This is a genomic window from Porifericola rhodea (genome assembly GCF_030506305.1).
Taxonomy (GTDB): domain Bacteria; phylum Bacteroidota; class Bacteroidia; order Cytophagales; family Cyclobacteriaceae; genus Catalinimonas; species Catalinimonas rhodea.
Map to the genome: position 1 here is coordinate 5179362 of NZ_CP119421.1, position 24978 is coordinate 5204339.

The 24978-nt window shown below is 40.9% G+C and carries 10 protein-coding genes; 2 read left to right on the forward strand and 8 right to left on the reverse strand.

The features are described from left to right. Window positions 1-29 precede the first annotated feature (29 nt). The 8 genes from PZB74_RS21340 to PZB74_RS21375 form a co-directional block, all read right to left on the reverse strand. Complete coding sequence (locus PZB74_RS21340) at window positions 30-3527, reverse strand: SusC/RagA family TonB-linked outer membrane protein (RefSeq protein ID WP_302239347.1); 3498 nt, start codon at window positions 3525-3527, stop codon at window positions 30-32. A 63-nt stretch (window positions 3528-3590) separates the two neighbouring features. Then, window positions 3591-4601 (reverse strand): FecR family protein, encoded by a 1011-nt coding sequence (locus tag PZB74_RS21345; protein WP_302239348.1) that lies wholly within the window; start codon window positions 4599-4601, stop codon window positions 3591-3593. Between the two features lie 107 nt (window positions 4602-4708). Beyond that, a complete protein-coding gene (locus PZB74_RS21350) occupies window positions 4709-5305 on the reverse strand; it encodes an RNA polymerase sigma-70 factor (RefSeq protein ID WP_302239350.1) in 597 nt (198 codons plus the stop codon). A gap of 252 nt (window positions 5306-5557) precedes the next feature. Then, window positions 5558-9310: a PKD domain-containing protein gene (locus PZB74_RS21355; protein WP_302239351.1), complete on the reverse strand. Its 3753-nt coding sequence runs from the start codon at window positions 9308-9310 to the stop codon at window positions 5558-5560. A 298-nt stretch (window positions 9311-9608) separates the two neighbouring features. Then, window positions 9609-10949, reverse strand: coding sequence for a DUF1593 domain-containing protein (locus tag PZB74_RS21360; RefSeq protein WP_302239353.1), 1341 nt, complete (start codon window positions 10947-10949; stop codon window positions 9609-9611). A 168-nt stretch (window positions 10950-11117) separates the two neighbouring features. Further along, the gene (locus PZB74_RS21365; protein WP_302239355.1) at window positions 11118-13253 is read right to left on the reverse strand and encodes an OmpA family protein; all 2136 of its coding nucleotides are present in this window, start codon (window positions 13251-13253) and stop codon (window positions 11118-11120) included. Window positions 13254-13316: 63 nt separating this feature from the next. Further along, window positions 13317-14234 carry a PorP/SprF family type IX secretion system membrane protein gene (locus PZB74_RS21370; protein WP_302239357.1) on the reverse strand — a complete coding sequence of 306 codons (918 nt, stop codon included), beginning with the start codon at window positions 14232-14234 and terminating at the stop codon, window positions 13317-13319. A 27-nt stretch (window positions 14235-14261) separates the two neighbouring features. Then, window positions 14262-22046 (reverse strand): tandem-95 repeat protein, encoded by a 7785-nt coding sequence (locus PZB74_RS21375; RefSeq protein WP_302239359.1) that lies wholly within the window; start codon window positions 22044-22046, stop codon window positions 14262-14264. Window positions 22047-22607: 561 nt separating this feature from the next. Here PZB74_RS21375 and PZB74_RS21380 point away from each other — a divergent pair. Both PZB74_RS21380 and PZB74_RS21385 read left to right on the forward strand, forming a co-directional pair. Continuing rightward, window positions 22608-23846 (forward strand): DUF4856 domain-containing protein, encoded by a 1239-nt coding sequence (locus tag PZB74_RS21380; protein ID WP_302239361.1) that lies wholly within the window; start codon window positions 22608-22610, stop codon window positions 23844-23846. A gap of 12 nt (window positions 23847-23858) precedes the next feature. Continuing rightward, complete coding sequence (locus PZB74_RS21385) at window positions 23859-24962, forward strand: imelysin family protein (RefSeq protein ID WP_302239362.1); 1104 nt, start codon at window positions 23859-23861, stop codon at window positions 24960-24962. Window positions 24963-24978: the final 16 nt, after the last annotated feature.

A 24978-nucleotide genomic window follows, 5' to 3' on the forward strand; every position in this document is an offset into this window, starting at 1 on the left:
TATGTAGTTATTGCTCATAGTAGCCTTCTTTAAAAGTTGATATCAAAGCCAATATTGAACCTTCTGAAGGTAGGATAATCACCTCTCACATGGCTTTCGCCACTTCCGTTAGTTTCCCTATCATCTGGTAAGTGCGACCACAAAAAGAGGTTGTTTCCATTTACGTATACTCTATAGGACCCACCATTTCTTCCGGCAAATGTGTAAGCCACTTCAACATTTTTAAGGCGCACATATGAGGCATCAAAATAGTTGCGATAAGCATCTGTACTAGCCCCACCTTTCCAGCTGGGTAGCACCTGGTCTCCTCCGGGGTTATCCATAGTCCAGTAGTTGGTAGAATGCTCAAAATAGAGCGGGGTGAACTTATGAAAGTCCCAGACGGTATGCTGCTTGGTAGCATTATACGCCCCGTAGAACTGCACCATCAGTGATAAGTTTTTGTAGTTGGTACCCGCTGTCAGATTCCAGGTGTTCTGGGGGCGGACAGGAAAGCCATAGGGTGCGCTATCGGTATTACCATCATGGCGACCATCTGAATTAAAATCTACCAGATCATAATAGCCCGGACGGCGGTACTGCATATCATTTACCAAAGGTACCGACATGTAAACATCATCCCAGCTGGTCATCAAATCAGCATTGATAGGCCTTTTGATCAGGTCAATGGGAAAGCCTTCCGTTTTCAGGTGAGCATCTTTAAGCTCAGGCTCTTCTCTAAATAGAATTTCATCTTGCGCTCTGGTAAAAGCCATATTGGCCCACAGCTTAAGGTCGGGGTTCAGGTAGCGATTGAAGCCTACTGCCAGTTCGTAACCACTAACCGTAGTTCTTCCTACATTCAGGTCTGGAGCGTTAAAGCCTAAAAATGAAGGCACACTCCGGTTGCTACCTACCACAATAATGTCATTTCTGTCTTCTTTGAAAACATCAAAATCAACAGTAAGCATATTGTTAAGCACCGCTAACTCAAAGCCAACATCAAGTTTGGTAGAGGTTTCCCAGTGCAGATCCGGGTTGCCAATAACATCTTCTTTATAATAAGTGTAGGGAGACCTTCCATTCCAGGGATTAGAATTGTTCATATAAGCTGAGCCTCCTGAAGCCCACTGGGAGATATACCCCCATCTGCTGGAAACATTATCGTCTCCCACTTTACCGTATGAGCCACGCAGCTTAAACATATCCAGCCAGCTTTTTGACTTAAGGAAAGGCTCATTGGAAAGCATCCAGCCCAAAGCAACAGAAGGGAAAAGCTCAAAACGATAGCCTGGCCCAAATTTTTCTGAGCCATTGTACGCACCATTAACATCCAGAAAGTACTTCTCGGCAAAATTATACTGCACCCTTGCTACCCAATCTTCTCTAAAACGAGGAAACATGGAGCCCTCCGCATATTCTTCGCGGTTCATAAGCAGCAGAACATCGGTATTATGCCTTTCTCCAAATGAATGATTGTAGTTTAGTGAAAGCTGATAAAACAGGCGCCTGCTGGGAGCCCAAATATCAACAGCATTATAGTACCAGGGCTGTATAGCGAAGTCAAACTGGTTGTCGCCAGGAGGTGTAATATAGAGTTCTTCGCCATTATCCAGATATCTTTTGTAAACTACATTATCCATTCCTCCAGGGTTAGATTCTTTCACTCCCCCCTGTCCTTCAAAATTGTTATCGTAAGCCAATCTACCTCTGAACAAAAGCCCATCTAAAAGAAAATCCAGTTTCTGCTCCAGCATAAAGTCAGTATTCACCTGTATACGGTGGTTCTGTACCGCTCCTTTGGTGGTCATTACCATTAGAGGGTTAGTAGTATCCCAGATGTTTGCAGGGTCTTTACCGTAGGTACCATCTTCGTGTATAGGATAGAAGAGACTTGGGGCCATACCGTAGAGGCTGGAGTACACCAGGCGCATATCTCCATCATTAGCTTGCTGTATACCGTAGTAGCCAGATAAATTTACAGATACTTTGGTAGTACTGGTGATGTCAAAATCCACATTGCTACGATAGTTGAAGCGGTCGTATGCAAAATTTGGCGTATAGGTGCGACCGTTATCATATTTATCACCATCAAAAATATCGCCTACGTGCTGGTAGGCCAGCGCGCCAAAATATTTCGCGAATTCTGTTCCTCCCCGGATAGAGAGGTTTAGTTTATGATCCAGCGCATAATCTTTAAGTGCCACATCTGCCCAGTCTACATCCGGATATCGCTCTCTTTCGTACTGGTTCGCCGGATTGCGATACTTATTTAAGATGCCCATTGGAGTATAATCTGCCCACGACTCTTCTATGGCGCTAACCTCTCTAACAATGGCATCATTAACAACCTGTATACCATCGTAGGCATTCAGTTTCAGTGGTAGCTTGGAAGGAGTTTTTACAGTAGAATTGGCAGAAATAGATAGCTGTGGTTTCCCTTCTTTTCCTCTTTTGGTAGTAATCAGGATTACTCCGTTGGCTCCTTTTACCCCAAACACCGCGGTAGCAGAAGCATCTTTGAGCACCGAAATTTTTTCAATATCATTGATATTGATGTCATTCATGCTACGCTCAATACCATCTACCAGTATTAGGGGTTGACCGCTTCCATTCCAGGTGCTACGACCACGGATATAAATTTCTGGGTTTTCTGCGCCCGGACGTCCACTGGAGGTTATAGATATTACACCTGGCAGCCTACCCGTTAGCGCCTGCCCAACAGTATTTACCCCTCCAGACTGTAAGAGTTCTTCCCCTGAAGCCTGCACAATTGAGCCTACTACACTTTCGCGTTTTTGCTCTCCATAACCAATCACTACTACCTCAGATAGCGACTGAATATCAGGCACTAATTCAAGGTTTATAACTGTACGACCGCCGATGGCAACTTCTTCGGTAGTATAACCGATAGAAGAAAAGACCAGCGTAGTCACATCATCATTAACAGTAAGGCGGTAGTTGCCGTCAATATCAGTTACTGTACCTACTGTAGTTTCTTTAACCAACACATTTACGCCGGGCAGACCTTCGCCACTTTCTGCATCTGTTACTTTACCACTAAGTGTTTTAACGAGCTTTTTACTATAGGTAGGCAGGTTGTTTTTAATTTGACTGAGGTTACCATAGAACGAAGGAGTGCTGCTCCCTGTCAAGCCAAGGTGCTTCTTCTGAAGGGGTGTTAGCTGGTTCTCTTCATTTTTGAGATCAGAATAGATTACATAATGACCAGGGCTAATCTTCTCGTAAGTCAGTGACATAGGAGTCAGTAACTGCTCTAGCACATGACTAAGGCTATCGTCACTAATACTTTCTACCAGTTCCGTCTCTACAAACTTATCTTTAAATAGCTGACTGTTAAAATTAAACCTCACCTTATAGCGAGTCTCTAGCGATAGAATTACTTCGGTGAGAGATTGTCTGTTGGTTTGGGGAGGAACATGCTTGAGATCAATCTTTAGGGCAGAGGCTAACTGTTGCCCCGAGAGATTAAGAGCCACTAAGCTCATGAATATGCTTAGCACCAAACATCGTTGAAGGTGTTTCATGGTGGAAGTAGTTTTAGGTAGTTTATAAGCTTCTTTAGTCTTAGCCTCATAAAGAGGCAGTTGTTATGGTTTGCTTTTGAGCATTATCTGTTTTCCATCTTGTTTAATTTTAAGGTTAAATGATTTTTCTATGGTCATAAGTAAAAGTTCTAGCTTGTCTGCCGGGTTAGAACCCGTAAACTCTAAGTTTGCCAGGCTGTCACTTTCAAAGGAAAGCTGATAGCCATAATTAGCTTCAATTAATTGAGCCAGTTCTATTAGAGGGGTATCCTTAAAGACTAAAAGGTTATTTCGCCAGGAGGTGTACAATGTGGTGTCTACAGCCTTTTGCTGTATTTGCTTTTGTTCTAAATCGTATTCTAAAAGATCACCGGGCTGCATGATCCACTGCTCTACTTGTTCTGTGGGCGGGGTGTTAACCTGGACTTTTCCAGAGTTTAGTACCACGGTAGCTTTATTCTCCCTACTGTTTACATTAAACTCTGTCCCAAGCACTTCTACACTTAATTGATGGGTGGTATGCACCAAAAACTTTCTGTTATCCTGCGTATGGCTTACAGAAAAGAAAGCTTCTCCCTCTAACCACACTTCTCTGGCTCCTGTACCATTCCATTGCGAAGGAAGGGTAAGCGAAGAGTTAGCGTTGAGAACTACTTTACTCCCATCATGCAATACTATAGTTTTGGTCTCGCCAAATTCAGTAGCATAGCGAATAGTCTCCTCTTGCTTAAGATATAGTAGTAGCATTGCTGAGAGTAGCAGAAGTCCGCTGAGCGTAGCAGCAACCTTCCATTTCTGCACCCAAGTTCTTGTAATAGTTTTGCCCGGAGTTTTTGAGTATTTTTCTTTATTCGGTGATGACTTAATGATGTCGGCAAACACCTGATCTGCCCTTTGCTCCTCCATTTTGGGGAGTTCTTTCAGTTTAGCCTTTACTTCTTCCACACCTGGCAAAGCCCTACCTCTATCTGTAGAATACTTCAGGTAGTCTAAAATTTCTTCTACCTCCTGAGGCGTACACTCATCAGATAAGAATTTTAAAAAAAGGTGTTTTATGTAATTGGGGTTGCTCAAGGTATTGGAGTTTTATTTTTTTTACCTCCTTATACACATGAACAGGAATCAGGGACGACTCTAATTGAAAAAAAAGTTAAGTTTTTTCAAGTTCAGCCTAAAGTGAATTATAGGAAAAGGTGTATAAATAAGATTAAGCCTACTGCAATGTCGGTATGAACCTGAAGATACTTCTTGATAGACTTAAGGGCTTTAACCATCTGGTCTTTAACTGTATGCGGGGAAATGCCCAGTTTAACGGCAATTTCTTCATGGCTAAGGCCTTCTACTCTACTCATCTGAAAAATTAACTTTCGGCGAGGCGGTAAACTTTCTACTGCTTTGTCTTTAAAAGCCTGAAGTTCCTGGTATTCCAGCAAGTCTTCTGTGTTGTTGTATGCGTGCATATAACGATAAAAAATCTGCTCTTTTAACTTATGGTCGTATGCAGCATTTCTTAAAGTATTGTATGTATAATTCTTAATACTTGTAAAGAGGTAAGACTTAATGGATAAGTTGGGGTTGAGGCTTTCTCTGTTTTGCCAAACTTTCATAAAGACTTCCTGCAACGCTTCTTCTGAGAGTTCTTTTGATTTGGTAAACTTAAAACTGTAACCAAACAGCACATCTCTATACTTATCAAATAGCACACGAAAGGCATGATGATCCCCTAATGAGATACTCAATATGAGTTGGGCATCGGTGTTACTGTCAAGAGTTTGCAAAACGGTAGCTTAAGGTTGGATTATACTTTTCTCATAAAATCAATGATAACTTACCTATTTTATAACAATAACAAAAATTTTCACTCTTATTTTAACAAAATGTAATTTAGGGTTAGTTAACAAACCCTAAATCTCAATAATGACTATAGTTTACAAGTATAAACACGTACTTTGAACTAGTATTTACTATTATAAAAAAGCTACCGTAAGGCGTGCCTACGGTAGCTTGGTATGAATGAAGTAATTTCTTTTCTACTCTTTAATAAACCGTATAGGTTCAGAAAGCTCTAATTTTGACTTAAGCTGCACATAATAAACACCAGGTGCCAGACCTAAGCTACTTATATCTATAGTAATATCATTGCCTACCATCTTTTCTAGATGCAGTCCTTCACTGAGTACTCTTCCATTCTGATCAAAAATTGTAGCCTCTACTCCTTGCTTTATCTCAGGCATATCAGTACGAAGGTTTAGTATGTTGTTTTGACCTACAGCATTAGGAAACACACTGATATTCAAACCCTTGTAATCTGAAAACCTTCCAATTTTGGCACTACTCAATACAGGAATCTCTTCATTACTGACTGACCCAGCTTCTTCTATTTCTATACCAGAGATTGTAGGACGATTTACAGAAGCATCCATTAAGAGAGTAAGTGTACCATCGCTCACACTAATGTTGTTAAAAGTGAGTACCAAATAATTTTTGTCAACTCCTACCCCTTCTTCAAATAAGTCAAGATCATCTTTTACCAGATTACCTTCAATACTGATATCAAAAATACGCCTGCCCTTTCTGGCAGTACGGCCATTAAAGCCGTAATAAAGCTCACTATGATGTGTCCGTACAGTATAGTTACCATTAGGTACAGGAATCTGATAGGTAATGGTACCATTGTTTTGTTCAGATCCTCTTTCTGTCTGATACAAAGCTGGTGCATTCAGATTTGTGTTAGCATATGTATGCTGACTATCGTAGTATGGCGGACTTGTACTATTATCTGCCACAAACTCATTACCATTCATGCTTAGGGTAGCTCCACCAGAGTTTAAGCGTATGGCCTGAAAAGCAGGCTGAGCTTGATTTACTGTAATTTTTACAGTTGCCTCATCTTTAAGGTTTTCAGCATCGCTTACTGTTAATGTAACTGTATACTCTCCTGGGCTAGCGTAAGTATGTGACACTTCGGAGCCACTTGCACTTTGTCCATCTCCAAAAACCCAATTGTATGACACTATTCCACTATCATCTGTAGATGCACTAGCATTAAAGCTTACATTTAGTGGGGCTGTACCATTTAGAGGGCTGGCACTAATAGAAGCCACCGGAGCTTTATTACTACTAGCTGAGCAGTTATTGGCGATTTCGCCCTGCCCTACGGGTAGCGTGCCACTCTGATTTAAATGTAGTTTATCTAACTGTGTATTACTTTCTCGGTAGGCAAAATCCAGGGTATGACTACCCGAAGAAAGAGGAAAGGGACTGTCGCTTACCTCATTCCAGTTAAAAGTGCTTCCTGTAGTAATACCCTGCCACCACTGTATCCAGTTGCCATCATCCAATCGTACCCAAAATGAATCGTCTCCACTAGATAAAGCTCTCACGCGTGCAAATAGGTGATATGTTCCGGCTTCTGACAGATTGAAATTAAACCGAACTCGGTTACTTGGAACATCAGATGGTTCACTATAATTATTTACATTTTCTGCAACAACATAGCTACCTCCCGAAGCTGCTCCATCTTCTATTACAGTCCAACTACTACCTAGCTCGCTACACTCGCCTTCTAGCCAAATTTCCTCCCCAGAAGCTGTTCCGCTTTGTACGTTTATTTGCAATGTATCTTTATCCTGTAATCCACCAGCATCAATAACAGTAAGTATAACTGTATATACCCCTGAGCTAGAGTAGGTATGAGACACTTCCGCTCCACTTGCACTCTGTCCATCTCCAAAAATCCAACTGTATGACTCAATCCCATTATCATCTGTAGATGAGTTACCGTCAAAATTTACTGTTAAAGGAGCTGCTCCACTGCTAGGGTTAGCACTTGCCAAAGCCACTGGAGCCTGGTTAGGGCTAGTTCCACAATTGACTGCATCGCCCCCAATACCGGCTGGCGACTTACCAGACTTATTCAAATGCAATTTGTCCAGTTGTGCATTACTTTCTCTATAGGCTATGTCTATAGTATGATTACCTGAAGACAGTGTAAATGGACTCTCGCTTACCTCATTCCAGTTAAAAGTACTTCCTGTAGAAATTCCCTGCCACCACTGTATCCAGTTACCATCATCCAATCGTACCCAAAAAGAATCATCACTGCTTGAAAAGGCTCGGACCCGTGCAAAAAGATGGTATACTCCTTCTTCTGATATGTTAAAAGTAAATCGTACGCGATTATCTGGAGCGTCGGCTGGCTCACTATAGCTGTTAAGATTTTTAGCAACAACATAACTACCACCTGAAGCATCAGCGTCTTCTACTGTTGTCCAACTGCTACCTACCTCTCCACACTCACTTTCCAACCATATACCTTTGTCGTTAGATGCAGGGCCAAGCCCTGCTTTAAAGGTTGTAGATGCGTTTTTACCAGTAGAATAATATAATACTCCATCTACCACACCTGCTATACCAGAAGCTCTAGAAGCAGGCATATCAGTATAGCGTGTCCATTCGTCATTTTCAGGGTCATAAGCCAATACTGCTTTAGAGTATGGTCCCAAAAATTTATACTCACCACCTAAAACAAATATTTTTCCGTCATAAGCGAATGTAGAGCCCGTGATATGTCCTTTACCGGGGGTTAAATTATCAGGTACTTCATTAATGTCTGGCAGGTCTGTGACTTTGGTCCATTTATCAGTTTGAGGATCATACATATGTACATCGTCCTGTGTGGTAAGTTCGCCATCCTGTTTATGCTGCCCACCAACAATGTATAGCTTCCCATTTAGTACGGCAGAGCCGATATGATTTCTTGGGTTCGGTAAAGGGCTAGAAGTTAAATACTTCCATCCAGCACTTAAGTTACTCAAGTCTAACACCAGCAAATCACTCTGTTCCTGATTACGTGCCAGGTTGGTTCCTCCTACCCAGTATAGTTTTCCATTAATGTATTCTAAAGTACCTGCTGAACGGTCATGGGGTAGGTCAGGTAGGCGCTCATAAGTATCATTAGCCACGTTGTATTTATAACCATATTTGGTCCCGAAAATTTGCCCTATACCATTACTACTTGCTGCATACCCACCCACAAAATAAATATCTGTACCATCAGTAGTAAAACCGGCGTGGGTTACTCCACCGTGAGCAGAATTTGGGTGCATCTTAGGCATGGCTTTTAGCAATGACCAACTATCACCTTTTGGATCATAGGCATAAGCTCTTTCGGTAGGGGTATAGTATGGTTTTTTCTCAATATCAAATCCACTAAAAGAGTAAAGCTTCCCTCCTACTACCACGCTTTGCCCTTCGCTATTTCCAAAATCTTGCGCTTTAGCATTTGACCATGAAATAGTTTCTGAATTGGTGGTGTTTACTACTTCATCTTTAATCAATACATCTACTGTTGAACTTGATTTTTCGTTATTAATGTTACTTGCCTGAATCGTTAATTTTACTGGACCGACTACTGCCAAAAGATGGGTAGGGTCTTTAACAGTTAGTTCACCATTATTATCTATTTGAAATAATTCAGCAGCGTTAATGTTAAGGTCATTTGGGGAGGCGCCACTATTCATAGCTTCTGCTGCTGTAATTTGAAAACTGTTAATACTCACAGCATCAGTAGCTTGTACGGTACCTACAATTGTACCTGTAGCACTACCCTCAACAACTTCAAACTGTTGTCCTGCCGGAATTGAAGGAATAAATAGCTCCCCATAAAATAGTAAGCTACCAGAACTGGCTTTTAATGTCCACAGAGGACAACATAATATGCACAACAAAAACAGTATAGTTTTTTTGTAAAGTAGGTGGTAGTTTGGTAAATGTGTCTTCATGATGTGATAAGTAGTTTAGAAAAATCAATTGAAAAGTTAGCTAGGACCAAATACGTAATGGTACATTATACGCTAGCTCAGAAACTAAAAAAGTGTTGAATTCCGACTCAATTTTGAGCAAAAAAATAGTGACTTCCAATAGAAAATTAGCAAATTTTTTATGTAAGCAAAAGGAAAATTTACTCCTGTCTATATATTCTTTTACTGCTGACTCATGGTCTTACTTACTGTTTATGATCTAAAGCTGAGAGATTCAAAACGATAAAATGGCTCTTTCACAGAACAAATGAGCATGGTATTATTTTATCAGAATTACCACTCGTTTGTAACGGGTCATGGAAGGATAGGCATTATCGGATACCTCACAAATGATATGTAGACTTTGGCCTGGCTTGGCTGTTTCTGAAATTTTAAATCTAATTGAAGAAGTTTTAGCCCCATCCAATGCAATTGGTTTCTGGTAAGTTCCTGCTTCATGATATTGCCACCAGTTAAAGTTAAGTGTATCTCCATCTGGATCAGTAGAAGAAGAGGCATCTATTTGAATGTACTCTCCAGGTTTTGCTTTCAATTGCTCTTTACAGTTTATTCTTACCTGAGGTGGATGATTCGCTTCATGATAATTGCTTGAAACACACCACTTGGCCCTTGCAGCAAAATCATGTTGAAATGCTGGAATCCACCGATAGATTGATTGATACAAACCTTCTTCATCTTCTGCGCTTTGCCAGGTACTGTTTTTTTCTTTAAACCTACCACCCCAGCTTCCCCATGAAGGATCTAGTTTGCTATTTAATCCATTTGGTATGCTATACATAAAAGCAGGAGAGTCACCTTCAGAAATGAACGCACCAGTCTGACGTGCTCCATACAAATGATTTTTATAAATTTCTAACAGAGGCCCATTCCCCTTGAATAAATACTCATTCATCCATTCTGAGGAATAGTAGTGCTGCAAACTGTCAGGAATACTTTTCTTCCATGGATAGCCAATAGCGGGAAAAGCTGTACTAATAAGAGTAGTAAGTTCGGGCCAGTTAGGCTTAATGTACTGCTCAAATGTTGAATCCTGTTGCATAATAAGGTAGAGTCTTGCCTTCTGACTCACTTCCTTTTTTCTATTTGGGTACTTTTCATCTATTGTTTTTAAAGCACGGGCAATAGTATTAGCACCTCCCCAGGCTTGTAAGTATACCGGTTTATCGTCATTTTCTAGTAATACCTTTACAATCAGTTGAGAACCTTCTGTTTCATGCTCCATATCACCCGCCAGGTCTATATTTCCTTCTGCTACAATACTTCTGAGATAGGTAGGTGACGGATATGTACTACTATGAACGATAAGCTTATCGTATACATTTTCATATGCCTCCAAATGCTCCTCAATCCAGGATACATCATGCCACTGATGGCCAGCTACACTACCCCTACCCTTCCAGTGGAACTTTGAACTAGTATGCACAATCCCTTTTACATCAAACTCATTTGCATAAAGTAAAAACCTAACCATGGAGCAACGATCGTCAAATTCACCATCTGTTGTTACAATCACTTTTAGATTGTCATTAACAGTTTGTGAAGGTGCTGAACAGATGATAAAATTGAGGCTAAATGTAAAAAGTAGTAAAAGGTTTTTCATCGTAGGTTTATAATGATAAACAATATACATAATACCTCTTGTAGCAGTATCAATTGCTTGTCGTTAATATGGCAAAAAAAAGCAGGCCTTTGTACTCAAAGTGAGTTAAGGCCTGCTTACAAACATTCAAACTAAAACTTTTTATGTGTTACAAACGCACTGGCATTTCTAAAATTTTGTGATTTTGAATTCAGTTCTACGGTTTATCTGATGCTCATCTTCTGAACATTTTACACCATCTTTACAACGGTTTTTCAGTTGACTTTCTCCATAGCCTTTCCCTTTTATCCGGACAGCACTAATACCTTGAGAAACTATATAATCCGCAGAAGCCTTAGCCCTGTTATCTGAAAGACGCATATTAGATGAAGCACTTCCCCGGGCATCGGTATGAGAGCCTAGCTCTATTTCAATAGTAGGGTTTTCCTTCATCACTTTAACAATTTTATTTAATTCAATGGCGGCGTCTTTTCGTATGTTATATTTACCCAGATCAAAATAGATCGGCTGAACGTCTATTAACTCTCCTATATCTGTTCCAATTTCAATTTTATCCAGTTTTACATTTAGAACATCATGGAGATTAATTTGCCCAGGCTGTTTAAGTACTGTTTCAAAATCAGTAGTCTTATTTAAGTATCCTTTTTTTGAAAGCTGAATTTCAAAACTCAAGTGATCGTTTATCTTACCATTTTCTAAAACATGGTTAAATGAACCCTCTTTTGTAGTAGTAACTTTTAAAACTTCTTCGTTAGAAGACTTATCTACAATAATAATTTCCACACCAGGAATGGGCTGAGATGAATTATTTTCAGTGATTAAACCAAACAGTGAGAAATCTAAATCTCTTTTAAGATCCAGGTTTATTTCAGAGCTTGTCTCGGTAATGTCTGCTTCAAAACTTTTTAGTTTTTCCCGATAATCCTCCTGCTGTGCCAGCACAGTGTATTTGGTATCTGGCTGAATATTAAACTGGTAATAACCTTCTTCGTTTGCATAAGTGCTAGCAAGTATATTGTTGTTCTCACCTTGCAAGATCACTTTTGCCCCTTTCAGCTTACGACCGTCTTTCGCATCAGTTATTGCACCTTTAACCACCCATTGGTCCAGTAAGGATTTAGTAGAAGTGAATGTATAAATATCATCATTTCCCTTCCCTCCTTCTCTATTACTAGAAAAATACCCAGAACGACCATCTGAATTTACAATAAGAGCAAAGTCATCGCTTGATGTATTAATCGGGTACCCCAGATTAGTGATGTGACTTGACTCATCTACTTTTATATCTACACCAAAAATATCTAATCCTCCTAAGCCTTCTCTACCATTACTGGCAAAATAAAGTTCTGCATCATTATGAAGATATGGAAACATCTCATTTCCTTCAGTATTGATATCTTTACCCATGTTCTTAGGCTCCTGCCATTCACCGTTTTCCATTCTGGTAGTATAGATATCTGTGCCACCAAACCCACCTGGCATATCGCTGGAAAAGTAAAGCCTATTATCGCTAGACATCGTGGGGTGACCACATGAGTATTCAGCACTGTTAAATGGAAGCAACTCAGGCTTAGTCCACTTTCCATTTTCTTTCTTTTCTGCGTAGAGTAGCTTAAGCTTGTTAATACCCTCTTTACTTCTGCCCAACTTTTTTTCATGGTAATGGCTGCGCGTAAATATCACCTTAGTATCGTTATCAAAAAAGACAGCTGTACCTTCATGATATTTAGTGTTAATCTCCTTACTTAGGGCTTCTGCTTTTCCGTTTTCACCATTTAGTTTATACAGATCCAGATAACTTGAGTTGTCCCAGGCAAAATTACCTCTACCACTTCTGGCTGATGTAAATACAATTGAATTTTCAAAAAAGGTAGGGGCAAAATCTGATTGCTCAGAGTTAAAAGGAGCTTCACTTACTGTTAAATAATCCTCATTACGATACAGAGCCTGCTGATTTTCTATACCCTTTATGCGGTTTAGTACTCTTCTTTCCTTTCCCTGCTTCTGTGCGTATTTTTCGTACCACTCTTTGGCCTCTTCATACTTTCCATTACTGCTTAATGCCTCAGCATAATACAAGTAGTATTCTGCAGAAGTAGAGCTTTCCTCCTGTATTGCTAATGCATACCACTTTTCTGCTTTTTCCGGCTGATTTAGTTTGCGATAGCTTTCTGCAATTTTGAGTTTAGCTTCGTGGTTGGTACTGTCCTTTTTGTAGGCAGACTGATAGTAGTCCAGGGCTCGGACAAATGCCATTTCTTGAAAGTAACGATCACCCTGTTGAATAAGCTGGCTTTGTGCCATCAACTGAGTAATACTTATCCAACTTAATATTGTATAAACTATTAATGATCTCATCATTTTGCATTAAAAATATCGTGGCGTAAGCATTTTTTTATCTTTCTTAAGGAAGCGATAATTCAGCATAAGCTCATGCGTACCTGTATGAAATTGCTTGAGGTCGGTTAAAGTATAATCGTAAGCATAACCAAATTTGAACTGTTGGGTAGCTTGAAACTCTAATAGTGCACTCATAGCATCAAAAGAACGATACGACAAGCCAAACCAGACCAGCTCCTTAATCAAGAGGTTGGCATTAATATCCACTTCTAATGGAGCGCCCTCTACTGCTTTAATCAACATATTAGGCTTCAATTTCAAGTTATGGTTCAGGTCAAATACATAACCAGAGGTAAGAAACCAGTGACGATACTGACGAGCCTGAGTATCTTCCTGCCCAGGATAAGCATTGTTTAGCAAATGGGGTAAAGAAAAGCCTACATAGAACCTTCGGGTATTATAGTAAGCCCCCGCACCAAAATTTGGTAAAAAGGAGTGCAATTCGTCAGCATTGAAAGCACCATCATCTCCCTGTCTGACAAATACCTGACTAAAGCTGGCTTTATAGGTATTAAAGCCAGCCTGTAGTCCTGCAGATAGTATTCCTTTTGCTAATTTTAAGCGATAGGCATAGATAGCATACGCACCATACTGATTGGTTTCTCCAATCTGGTCATGTGTAAACAGCATACCCAACGCTATTTTTTTGTTTCTCAATGGAGCATGTGCCGAGAATGTCTGGCTACTCGGTGCACCCTCAAGCCCCAGCCATTGCTCTCGCCCCAAAGCGGTTAGACTTAAGGACTCATGACTTCCGGCATATGCTGGATTAATGGCCAATCCATTAAACATATACTGTGTGAACATGGCTTGCTGCTGGGCATAAGCAAGTGTTGAACACATACTTATGCAAACCATCAATAACCATTTTGAAATAGATCTCATACCTACTAGCCTTATTTACTTTGTGGATTAGCGGTGAACTGTTATATATCCCTTACGGGCTTTTTCACCATTTCCTAAATCAATTATGTAAAAGTATGTACCGTCTGGTACCTGTGAGTTGCCGAGCACCAGCCCAAGCGAAGAGTCACTTGTCCAGGCACGGTCACGATTATTATAGCCTTTCATTTCAAAGATCTTATTACCCCAGCGGTTAAAAATCTGTACGGTATTGTTAGGATAATCTTCTATACCATCTATCCACCAAACATCATTTTTACCATCCTGATTAGGAGAAAAACCTTTGTAAACAACGATCACATCTTCTTCACTATCCGGTATACCATCGCCATCGCTATCTGTTTCCAGATAGTCTGGAATGCCATCTTTGTCCAGGTCGCGCGGATTATCCAGGTCGCTTCCGGCTTCCTGAGTATCACTTACTCCATCGTTATCGCTATCAGTTTCCAGAGCATCAGGAATACCATCGCCATCAGTATCTCTAGGTTGTTCTGGATTTGGTCCTGCCTCTATAGCATCAGAAATACCATCATTATCACTGTCGGTATCTTTATAGTCAGGAATACCATCGCCATCTGAGTCAGCTGCATTATCACTACTACTTCCATACTCTATAGTGTCAGAAACTCCATCGTTGTCACTGTCCGTATCCTGAACATCAGGAATACCATCACCATCACTGTCTATTAAAGAAGTAGAATCCGCTCCAGCTTCTACAGCATCAGGAATACCATCGTTATCACTGTCGGTATCCAGATGATTTGGAATTCCATCACTGTCTGAGTCTTGAGGTTGAGCGGGGCTGCTACCTGCTTCTATAGAGTCAGGTATACCATCGCCATCACTATCCTCATCTTGAGTATCTGGAATACCATCACCATCAGTATCTGTAGGTTTAGCAGGATTGTCTCCGGCTTCTTCACTATCAGGTATACCATCACCGTCGCTATCTGTATCTCTATAATCCGGAGTACCATCAGCGTCAGTATCTACCGGGCTGCTAAGGTTGGTTTTTGCCTCTACAGCATCAGGAATACCGTCACCATCACTGTCAGTATCTTCAAAGTCTGGAATTCCATCTCCATCGGTATCGCGTGGGTTATCCGAGTCTGTACCAATTTCTACTGAATCAGGGATACCATCACCATCACTGTCTGCTGGCCCTGCATTAACTACACTAAGGTTTACTGTACCTATAACACATTGCGCAGGAGTACTACCATCGCAGACTTCGTAAGTAAATGAGTCTTCACCAGTATAGCCTTCATCGGGAATGTAAGTGAAGGTGCCATCGGTATTTAGCGTTAGGGTACCATGCTGAGGCGCACTAACTGCTGAAGTTGAGAATACTAAACCTGTGCCTTCAGGATCGCTTACGAAAGAAGCTAAAGTCTCACTTTCTACTCTTCCTCCTTCTTCTACTTCAAAACTTGCAGCGGAAGCTACAGGTGCTCCATCAGTTACAGCATCTACTTTTATAGAAACCGACTGCGTAGTTGCTGCATAACTATTACCATCACTTGCATTCCATAAGAATGACACTGTACCATAGTAATTCTCATTCGGCTCAAAAGTGAGTTGATCAAGCTGTGTCAATGTAATCTCATCATTGACAGAGACCGGAATACCGTTTAGCAGTAGACTACCATTTTCTGGTAAACTAACAATCTGAATTTTGTTTAGAAGATCTCCATCCACATCCTCAAACTCAGTGGTAAAATCTGATACACTAAACTTCATTGCTTCGTCTTCATTCGTAGACTTGGTAATATCTGACAAGACAGGACTGTCTTGTACGGCATTAACTGTAATATCTACACTTGCAGGTGCATCTGCATACTGGAACCCATCAAATGCATTCCAAGTGAATGAGACAATACCATTAAAATCTGGTGCCGGAACAAAGCTTAACTGATTTAAATCAGCTACTGAAACTTCATCATCAACCGAAACCTCTACCCCATTTAGTAGCAATATTCCATTAGTGGGCAAGCTAAGTATCTGTATTTTTGAAAGAGCATCACCATCAGCATCACTAAACTGGTCGCTAAAATCTGCTACTGTAAAAACGAGTGTTTCATCCTCATTAGTTTCTGCAGTAACGTCAGACAAGAGCGGAGCTTGTTGAGGTACTACATTGAGGTTTACCTGGGCATCTGAGGCCGCATATTGAGCACCATCATATGCATTCCAGCTAAAATTACTTATACCTGTATACGCAGCCACAGGCGTAAAACTAAGTTTTGACAGATTGTTGGCTGCAATCACATCATTTACAGCAACATCAACTCCATTAAGTTTTAGTGTTCCGTTGGCAGGCAAACTTTTGATTTGAATATTTACCAGTTGATCTCCCTCAACATCTGCATATGCCGAAGTAAAGTCAATATTGCTAAAAAGAGTGACTTTGTCCTGAGCAGCAGGTTTATCCACAGCACTTAGCGTCGGAGCATCATTTACCGAAGTTACATCTATGGTAATTGTTTGGACTTCACTAAGGGCACCTTCATTATCTTCAACACTGAAATCAAATGCTGTATAGCCAGTGCCATTATCGTCTGCCTCCGGGCTAAATGTAAATAGTGCTCTATCAGCAAACTTTGTAGCATCGTCTACATCTGACTGCGTAATCTCAATACCGTTATAGAATAGTGTTCCACTAGAAGGAAGACTTCTAATTACTACTGAAGTATAGGCGTCTCCATCTGCTACATCGCTAAAGGCAAAGTCTACATCTGAGAAAACATAATCTGTATCTTCAGGCGTACTTACTGTTTTATCTGCACTTACTGGAGCATCATTCACTGCAAGAACATTTGCTGTCATAGTGTAGCTTACACTATACCTATTTGCAGCATCTTTTACCTGGAAATCAAATGTAGTATATGGTACTCCATTTTGGTCTGCTACCGGCTCAAAAGTAAGGTTACCATTTGCTAAATCGCTTTCGCTTATCTCATCATCTACACTTACATCAACTCCATTAAGTTTTAAGCTGCCTGATGCTGGTAAGCTTTTGATGATAATACCTACAAACGTATCGTTTTCTACATCAGCATAGTTTGTGGTGAAATCTGTGCTTGTGAAGGTATATTCCACATCCTCATTAAAGCTAACACTTTGATTTTGAGCAGTTGGATTATCGTTAACCGCATCTACGGTGATGCTGATCGTTTCTGTATCGCTCCCTCCCTTGCCATCAGCTGTTGATACCTCTAAACTCGCATTGCCTGTATAGTCTGCATCCGGACTAAAACTAGCGCCATCCAGTGCAGCATTCACATCGGCTATACTTCCACTAAAGGTCATAAGCGCATCTGATGTACCATCTCCTGTGGTAAAGGTCAGGCCTGTGGTCTGGGATAGACTGAGTACTCCATTTGTAGAAGTGAGGGTGACTTCCTGAATATCCCCATCTACATCGCTCACATTGATTAAAGTGCTATTCGCCGTAGTGAAATCCAGTGTAGCATCTTCATTGATAGTCTGACTCGCCGGAACACTCACTTCCGGAGCATCATTGACCGCATCTACGGTAATGCTGATCGTTTCTGTATCGCTCCCTCCCTTGCCATCAGCTGTTGATACCTCTAAACTCGCAATGCCTGTATAGTCTGCATCCGGACTAAAACTAGCCCCATCCAAAGCAGCATTTACATCGGCTATACTTCCACTAAAGGTCATAAGCGCATCTGATGTACCATCTCCTGTTGTAAAGGTTAAGCCTGTGGTCTGGGATAGACTGAGTACACCATTTGTAGAGGTGAGGGTGACTTCCTGAATATCCCCATCTACATCGCTCACACTGATTAAGGTGCTATTCGCCGTAGTGAAATCCAGTGTAGCATCTTCATTGATAGTCTGACTCGCCGGAACACTCACTTCCGGAGCATCATTGACCGCATCTACGGTAATGCTGATCGTTTCTGTATCGCTCCCTCCCTTGCCATCAGCTGTTGATACCTCTAAACTCGCACTGCCTGTATAGTCTGCATCCGGACTAAAACTAGCCCCATCCAAAGCAGCATTTACATCGGCTATACTTCCACTAAAGGTCATAAGCGCATCTGATGCACCATCTCCTGTTGTAAAGGTCAGGCCTGTGGTCTGGGATAGACTGAGTACACCATTTGTAGAGGTGAGGGTGACTTCCTGAATATCCCCATCTACATCGCTCACACTGATTAAGGTGCTATTCGCCGTAGTGAAATCCAGTGTAGCATCTTCATTGATAGTCTGACTCGCCGGAACACTCACTTCCGGAGCATCATTGACCGCATCTACGGTAATGCTGATCGTTTCTGTATCGCTCCCTCCCTTGCCATCAGCTGTTGATACCTCTACACTCGCATTGCCTGTATAGTCTGCATCCGGACTAAAACTAGCCCCATCCAAAGCAGCATTTACATCGGCTATACTTCCACTAAAGGTCATAAGCGCATCTGATGCACCATCTCCTGTTGTAAAGATTAAGCCTGTGGTCTGGGATAGACTGAGTACACCATTTGTAGAGGTGAGGGTGACTTCCTGAATATCCCCATCTACATCGCTCACACTGATTAAGGTGCTATTCGCCGTAGTGAAATCCAGTGTAGCATCTTCATTGATAGTCTGACTCGCCGGAACACTCACTTCCGGAGCATCATTAACTCCTGTAACATCAAGGGTAATGGTATATGCTGAATCTGAATCTACGACTCCATCGTTAACTCTGAATCTAAAATTAGCGTAGGGATCACCACTTGCATTTTCAGCGGCAACAAACTTTAGTTTATTATCATTAATGTCAGCATACAACACTTCGTCATTATTGGACAATATCTCACCGGCATCAGCAATTCCATCATTATTGTTGTCTACAAAGAGTATTCCCTGAACAGGAACAAGTTCAATAGTGGCTTTATCAAGCTGGTCGCTATCCAGATCAGAGTATCCCAGATCAGTCAAAGTAATAGTAAGCACAACATCTTCGTTGGTAGTAAGCGTATTGTCGGCTGCCGTGGGCGGACGGTTACATGCTACTTTCACTGTCTCGTCTGTATAATCTGCTGCCGGAGTGGTATATCCATCGGTGCCAGAAGTTACTACTCCTGAAGAATTTACCTTAAGGCCTGCTCCTAATGTTCCTTCACCTAAGAATCCATTATTATCTCCATCTGTAAAGCCAGCTTCCCTGACATCATTACAGCCATCGCCATCGGCATCAATTTCTATAAAGTCTGAAGTACCATCTGGCGTAGCTTCTGAGTCAAGGGGCAAATAATCTATTGTTCCACTATTCTCCTGCCCTGCACCCTGTACAGCGTCTGGTAAACCATCAGTTCCTACCGGTCCATCTACTTTCCCATCTGTCTGGGCCTGGCTATGCCCGGCTTCTACAGCATCATAAATACCATCATTATCACTATCCAGATCTAAATGGTTAGGAATACCATCTCCATCTATGTCGTAAATATCAGGTATGCCATTACCATCACTATCAGTATAGTCGGTAGTAGAGCCGTCTCCTCCTCCTCCTCCGTTTACAACATCGGCAAAGTTTGGCGCTCCATCACCATCAGCATCCCCTAGTGGGTCATTACCAGAAGGAGCTTCCAGAGCATCAGGAATACCATCATTGTCATCATCATCATCCGACACATCCTGAAGCCCATCTCCATCAGTATCTTTAGCATCTCTTACATCAATATCTCCGGTACCACTACTATTGGGTAAAGTAGTAGGGTCACCAATAATACCATTTGCGTCTTCCAGTCCTATGGTAGTGTCAATATTATTATCCAATCCATCTCCATCCTGATCTCTGTTTGAGAGTACCAGGTTAGCTTCAATCAGGTCATAAATTCCGTCGTTATCTGAATCTACATCCTGATAATCGGGTATTAAATCTGAGATTAGGAAAGCCGCATCGGTATTTACCGGCGTAAGCCCACCCGGAGGGTACGCGGTATCCAGACCGTTAGCATCATATACTCCATTAGGTGCAATGTAACCAGCAGTTGTCTGCGCCTCTATATTATCCGGTATACCATCTCCATCGGCATCCTGATCATAGCCATCAGGAATATTATCTCCATCAGTATCCGTAAAGTTCGTTAAGGGGTCGTTGTCTCCATCAATATTGGCATCTTCTTCAGTATCCAGAATTCCGTCATTGTCATCATCCACATCTATATCGTCACTAATAGAGTCACCATCCCAATCTAATGGGTCAGGATTAAGCTCACAGCCGAAACCATCGTTCTGTCCTGATGGCGCAGCTAACAATATTTTTGTAATGGCTGCTCCAGTAGTGGCGTTTTCTACATCTGCAATTTTGTAGATGTCGCCATTATTGTTGTTAAACGTATAGAAGTTGCCAAACCTGTCCTGCCAGGAGGCACCATACCCACCGCCAGCTGCCTCGGTATTAGAAGTATTATTTGCAAAAGTAAGGTCAATAGTTGTAGCAGCACCGGTATTAACATCTACTTTAACGAGCTTAGGAGGGCTATTACCAGTAACGCCATATACATAATCCCCTAACAATGCATAGTCGTTAGAGGTAGAAAAAGTACCGGTAATGTTAGTTTCCGTTACGTTGACCGTTGCTGGATATGAGCTAATAGTTGAGACATCAAATTTTACTATTTTGGTGCCTTTAATGAATCCTACAAGATTGCCCTGCGCAAATAGTACGTTATTAAAACTTTGTGTGCTATTAATGGTAATAGTACCTACATATGAGAAGTCATTTGCGGGGTCATAAACTCGTAAGTCTTTTCCACCGGTACTGGAATAAACTAGCTGAGTAACCGCATTGTAGGCTGAATTAGTAGCAGACCCATTAGTAACTCCTTCCAGCTCTCCGACTTTAAGGTACTGCTGTAAGAATGGGTTGTAGCGGTATACTTCGGCTTTCTTGCTAGATGAGTTTCCAACTGTCTGGTAAAGCGTACTTACGGGTCCGCACATGATACCTGCTGAATCATTTACGGCATCTCGATAATCTACATCTCCTCCACTACTCACGTCACTATCGCTATCTGTAAAAATGACTGAAGGGTTGGTAATACCATCATTGGGCACATAGCCATCATTGGGTGTCCCCCGCTCATAATCGTCTAGTAAACCATCTGCATCAATATCCGTACTGCTAGAAGCAGTTACAAACCCTACTTCTCTGGTATCATTTTCACCCTCATCATCACTATCTGTATCCAGAAAGTCAGGTAGGTTTTCTAAAATATTATTATCAGTATCTACAGGTGTGATACCATCAGTAGCATATCCACCACCAATGGTATAGGCTGAATTTAAACCGTTATTGGCTGTATAGGTAGGTGCATCGTCAGAATTAGGCACCACATAGCCTAATGTACTTTGAGCTTCTATATTGTCTGGAACACCATCATTATCACTATCCAGATCTAAATGGTTTACTATTCCATCCTGGTCTGTATCGTACACATCAGGTATACTATCTGCATCGGCATCGGTATAATCTGTAGAAGAGGCATCACCGGCATCTCCGTCATCAACAGTATCTAGATAGTTGAGCGTACCATCACCATCCTCATCACCTATTGGGTTGTGTCCATCTTCTCCTTCATTCGTATCCAAGATACCATCATTATCATCGTCAACATCGGTATCGTCGGCTACACCATCATAATCTGTATCCAGGGTTGACTGCACACTAAACAGCTCCATGTTTGAGAGCTTGTATAATGAGAAGGCAAGACTTTCAAAAGTTTGTACAAATATCAGTAGAAAAGCTGACAGGCGAATTGCTAGTAAACGGGACCTTTTCATAGGAGGTTCTTACTGTAAATACATACATTTTATTCCTTGCAATATTACAGCAGAAGCTACTTTCAGGCATGCATATTATCTACGAGCTAAGATTTAGCGCAGTTTGACAAAAAAAGTATGTCAAACAGTATGTGAAAATTCACTTAATATTAATGATAAATTGGTCCACTTTTTTCTGAATAGGTCTGGAAAGACATTTAAAGCTGGTATCAACTATTTAAATTGTACTTTTCCAATAAAATACTTATGTAGTATATGCAGTAAAAAGCTGACTGTCCTTGTTTGTTTTCAGGTAATAAATAATCAATATCAAAATATTATTACTAAAAGTTTATAACTAATAATAACAAACAATGCATTAACATTTACTTAAGTATTATAGGCCTCAACCTTTATTTAAGCTTTGTTCATTGTACTCTAAACATGCATTTATCATCTAATTTATAGGGTAAAAGGTAGACCTATCAACCTATTTAAAATTAATCCAAATAAATTTTGATCTTCTTTAAGGTCACATATATCTTTGCTACCCAGATTAATAACCTAACTATAAACAACTATATGAGTACACGTAATCTACTACTGGCATTATTTTCAAGTGCCCTATTCACTCTGGTTTCCTGTGCTGAGGATGAGGACAACAGCCCATCAGTTAATGCGCCCGCCAGCTATACATTTGAAAGAAATGGACAGAGTACAGTCTCTTTTAGTGGCCAGACCACAAGAATAAAAATGGCTACCGAGTTGGTCAATGCTTTAGGTAATTTTGACGCTGCCACTAAAAGCACTCTATTAGAAATGTACCGCAATGAAACCCCAGAGGGTGGAGATGCAAACCCCTATCAGGAGGCCGCTTTAAACGATTCAGATAAAAGTGTTCGCTCAAAGGTTGCGGCATCTCGAGACTTGTTTTTTACTAATACTACCGAAGGAACAGACATCAAAAATCAGTTTGAACTCTGGATTGAAAGTCAGGTAGATGAAGTTTTTCCAAATGAAGAGGTACTGGCGAAACCTGGTACTGCTGGCCAGATTGCCGATGGATCGTCTACCCGTTATGTAAGCGCTAAGGGACTGGAATACAATCAGCTTGTAAACAAGGGTTTAATAGGTGCGTTAATGACTGACCAAATGCTTAACAACTATTTAAGTGAAGCAGTACTTGATGAAAATGTTAACCGAGAATTAAATGAAAGTGCTAGTGTTGAGGAGGGACAGAATTATACCACTATGGAACACAAGTGGGACGAAGCTTATGGCTACGCTTATGGAACTGCCGCTGACCCGTCAAACCCCAACTCAACTTTAAGTGATAATGATATCTTTTTAAGTAAGTATATAGCACGCGTAGAAAGTGATGCTGACTTTACCGGTATTGCAGATGAAATTTACGATGCGTTTAAGTTAGGGAGGGCTGCGATAGTTGAGCATAATTATGAACTTCGTGACGAACAAGCAAACATCATAAGAAAAAAAGTCTCTGAAGTGATTGGCATTCGTGCAGTTTACTATTTGCAACAGGCAAAGCTTAAACTAGAGCAGGATACTCCTGATTATGGTAGCATTTTCCATGACCTTTCGGAAGCCTATGGCTTTATTTACAGCCTACAGTTTACTCGCCAGCCTAATTCCAATGTTCCGTACCACAGCGGTGCAGAAGTAAATGAGTTTATTGAAAAACTTATGAACGAAGGAGCAAATGGCCTATGGAATGTTAGCCCTCAGACACTGGAAGAGTTATCTGAAGCTATAGCTTCACCCTTTGAATTTACTGTTGCAGAAGCTGCCAGCAACGATTAAATAGATTTAGCAATGAAAAATCTACTAGCTAGTCTATCATTACTGCTTATCCTTTTTGCTTGTAGTTCCGAAGAAGAGCCTGAAGAATTTAGCGAGGATCAGTTTGACAGAAAAGTTATGCTTACTCATTGGGCAGATAATATTATCGTCCCGGCTTATCAACAGTATAACAAAGAACTGGCAACCCTTAATGCCGCTACTCAGGCTTTTATCCAAAAACCTGAAATGACAGAACTATCTACGCTTAGAGCTGCATGGCTAGAAGCTTATAAAGCCTGGCAATGGGTATCTATGTTTGAAATAGGCAAAGCAGAAGAAGTTAATCTGCGAAACTATACAAATATTTATCCTGCAGATACTTCGGCGATTGGAGAAAATATTCGCGCACAAAACTTTAAACTTGAGCTCCCTTCTAAATATGACGAACAAGGTTTTCCTGCTCTTGACTACTTACTTTATGGACTAAGAGAAGATGATGAGCAGATTATAACCGTCTACCAGAATAGCGAGTCTCATAGAGAATATCTTTCTAAAGTAGTTGAGCGCTTACAAACGCTAAGCGGAGAAGTTCTAGAACATTGGACTGATAGCTACCAGGATACATTTGTAGACGCCAGTGGCTCTTCTGCCAGCAGCTCTGTTAATAAGTTGATTAATGACTACCTTTTCTATTATGAGAGAATGCTACGAGCTGGCAAAGTAGGTATTCCTGCAGGAGTTTTCTCTGGTTCTCCTTTGCCCCATACGGTAGAAGGACGCTATGCCAAAGATATCTCAAAAGTATTATTGCTTGAAGCTTTAAATGCTACACAAAGCTTTTTTAATGGACAGGCTTTTTCTGGAGATGCCAAGGGTGAAAGCCTGAGCACTTACCTAGATTACCTGAACAGCATTAAAGATGAAGAAGATTTAAGTGCCAACATCAATAGTCAGTTCAACTCTGCTAGAGAAGCTATTGAAAGCTTAAATCAAGATTTTGCTGATCAAATCATCAATGACAATTCTGCCTTTCTCAGCGCTTATGATGAGCTTCAAAAAGTTGTCATTTTAATGAAAGTTGATATGTTTCAGGCTCTAAATATTAGAGTAGACTACGTAGATGCGGATGGTGATTAATGATGTAGTTAGGCTT

Bases quoted from the DNA above. Each gene is read 5' to 3' on its own strand.
- PZB74_RS21340 (WP_302239347.1), bottom strand. From the start codon at position 3,527: ATGAAACACCTTCAACGATGTTTGGTGCTAAGCATATTCATGAGCTTA.
- PZB74_RS21355 (WP_302239351.1), bottom strand. From the start codon at position 9,310: ATGAAGACACATTTACCAAACTACCACCTACTTTACAAAAAAACTATA.
- PZB74_RS21360 (WP_302239353.1), bottom strand. From the start codon at position 10,949: ATGAAAAACCTTTTACTACTTTTTACATTTAGCCTCAATTTTATCATC.
- PZB74_RS21365 (WP_302239355.1), bottom strand. From the start codon at position 13,253: ATGGCACAAAGCCAGCTTATTCAACAGGGTGATCGTTACTTTCAAGAA.
- PZB74_RS21370 (WP_302239357.1), bottom strand. From the start codon at position 14,234: ATGAGATCTATTTCAAAATGGTTATTGATGGTTTGCATAAGTATGTGT.
- PZB74_RS21375 (WP_302239359.1), bottom strand. From the start codon at position 22,046: ATGAAAAGGTCCCGTTTACTAGCAATTCGCCTGTCAGCTTTTCTACTG.
- PZB74_RS21380 (WP_302239361.1), top strand. From the start codon at position 22,608: ATGAGTACACGTAATCTACTACTGGCATTATTTTCAAGTGCCCTATTC.
- PZB74_RS21385 (WP_302239362.1), top strand. From the start codon at position 23,859: ATGAAAAATCTACTAGCTAGTCTATCATTACTGCTTATCCTTTTTGCT.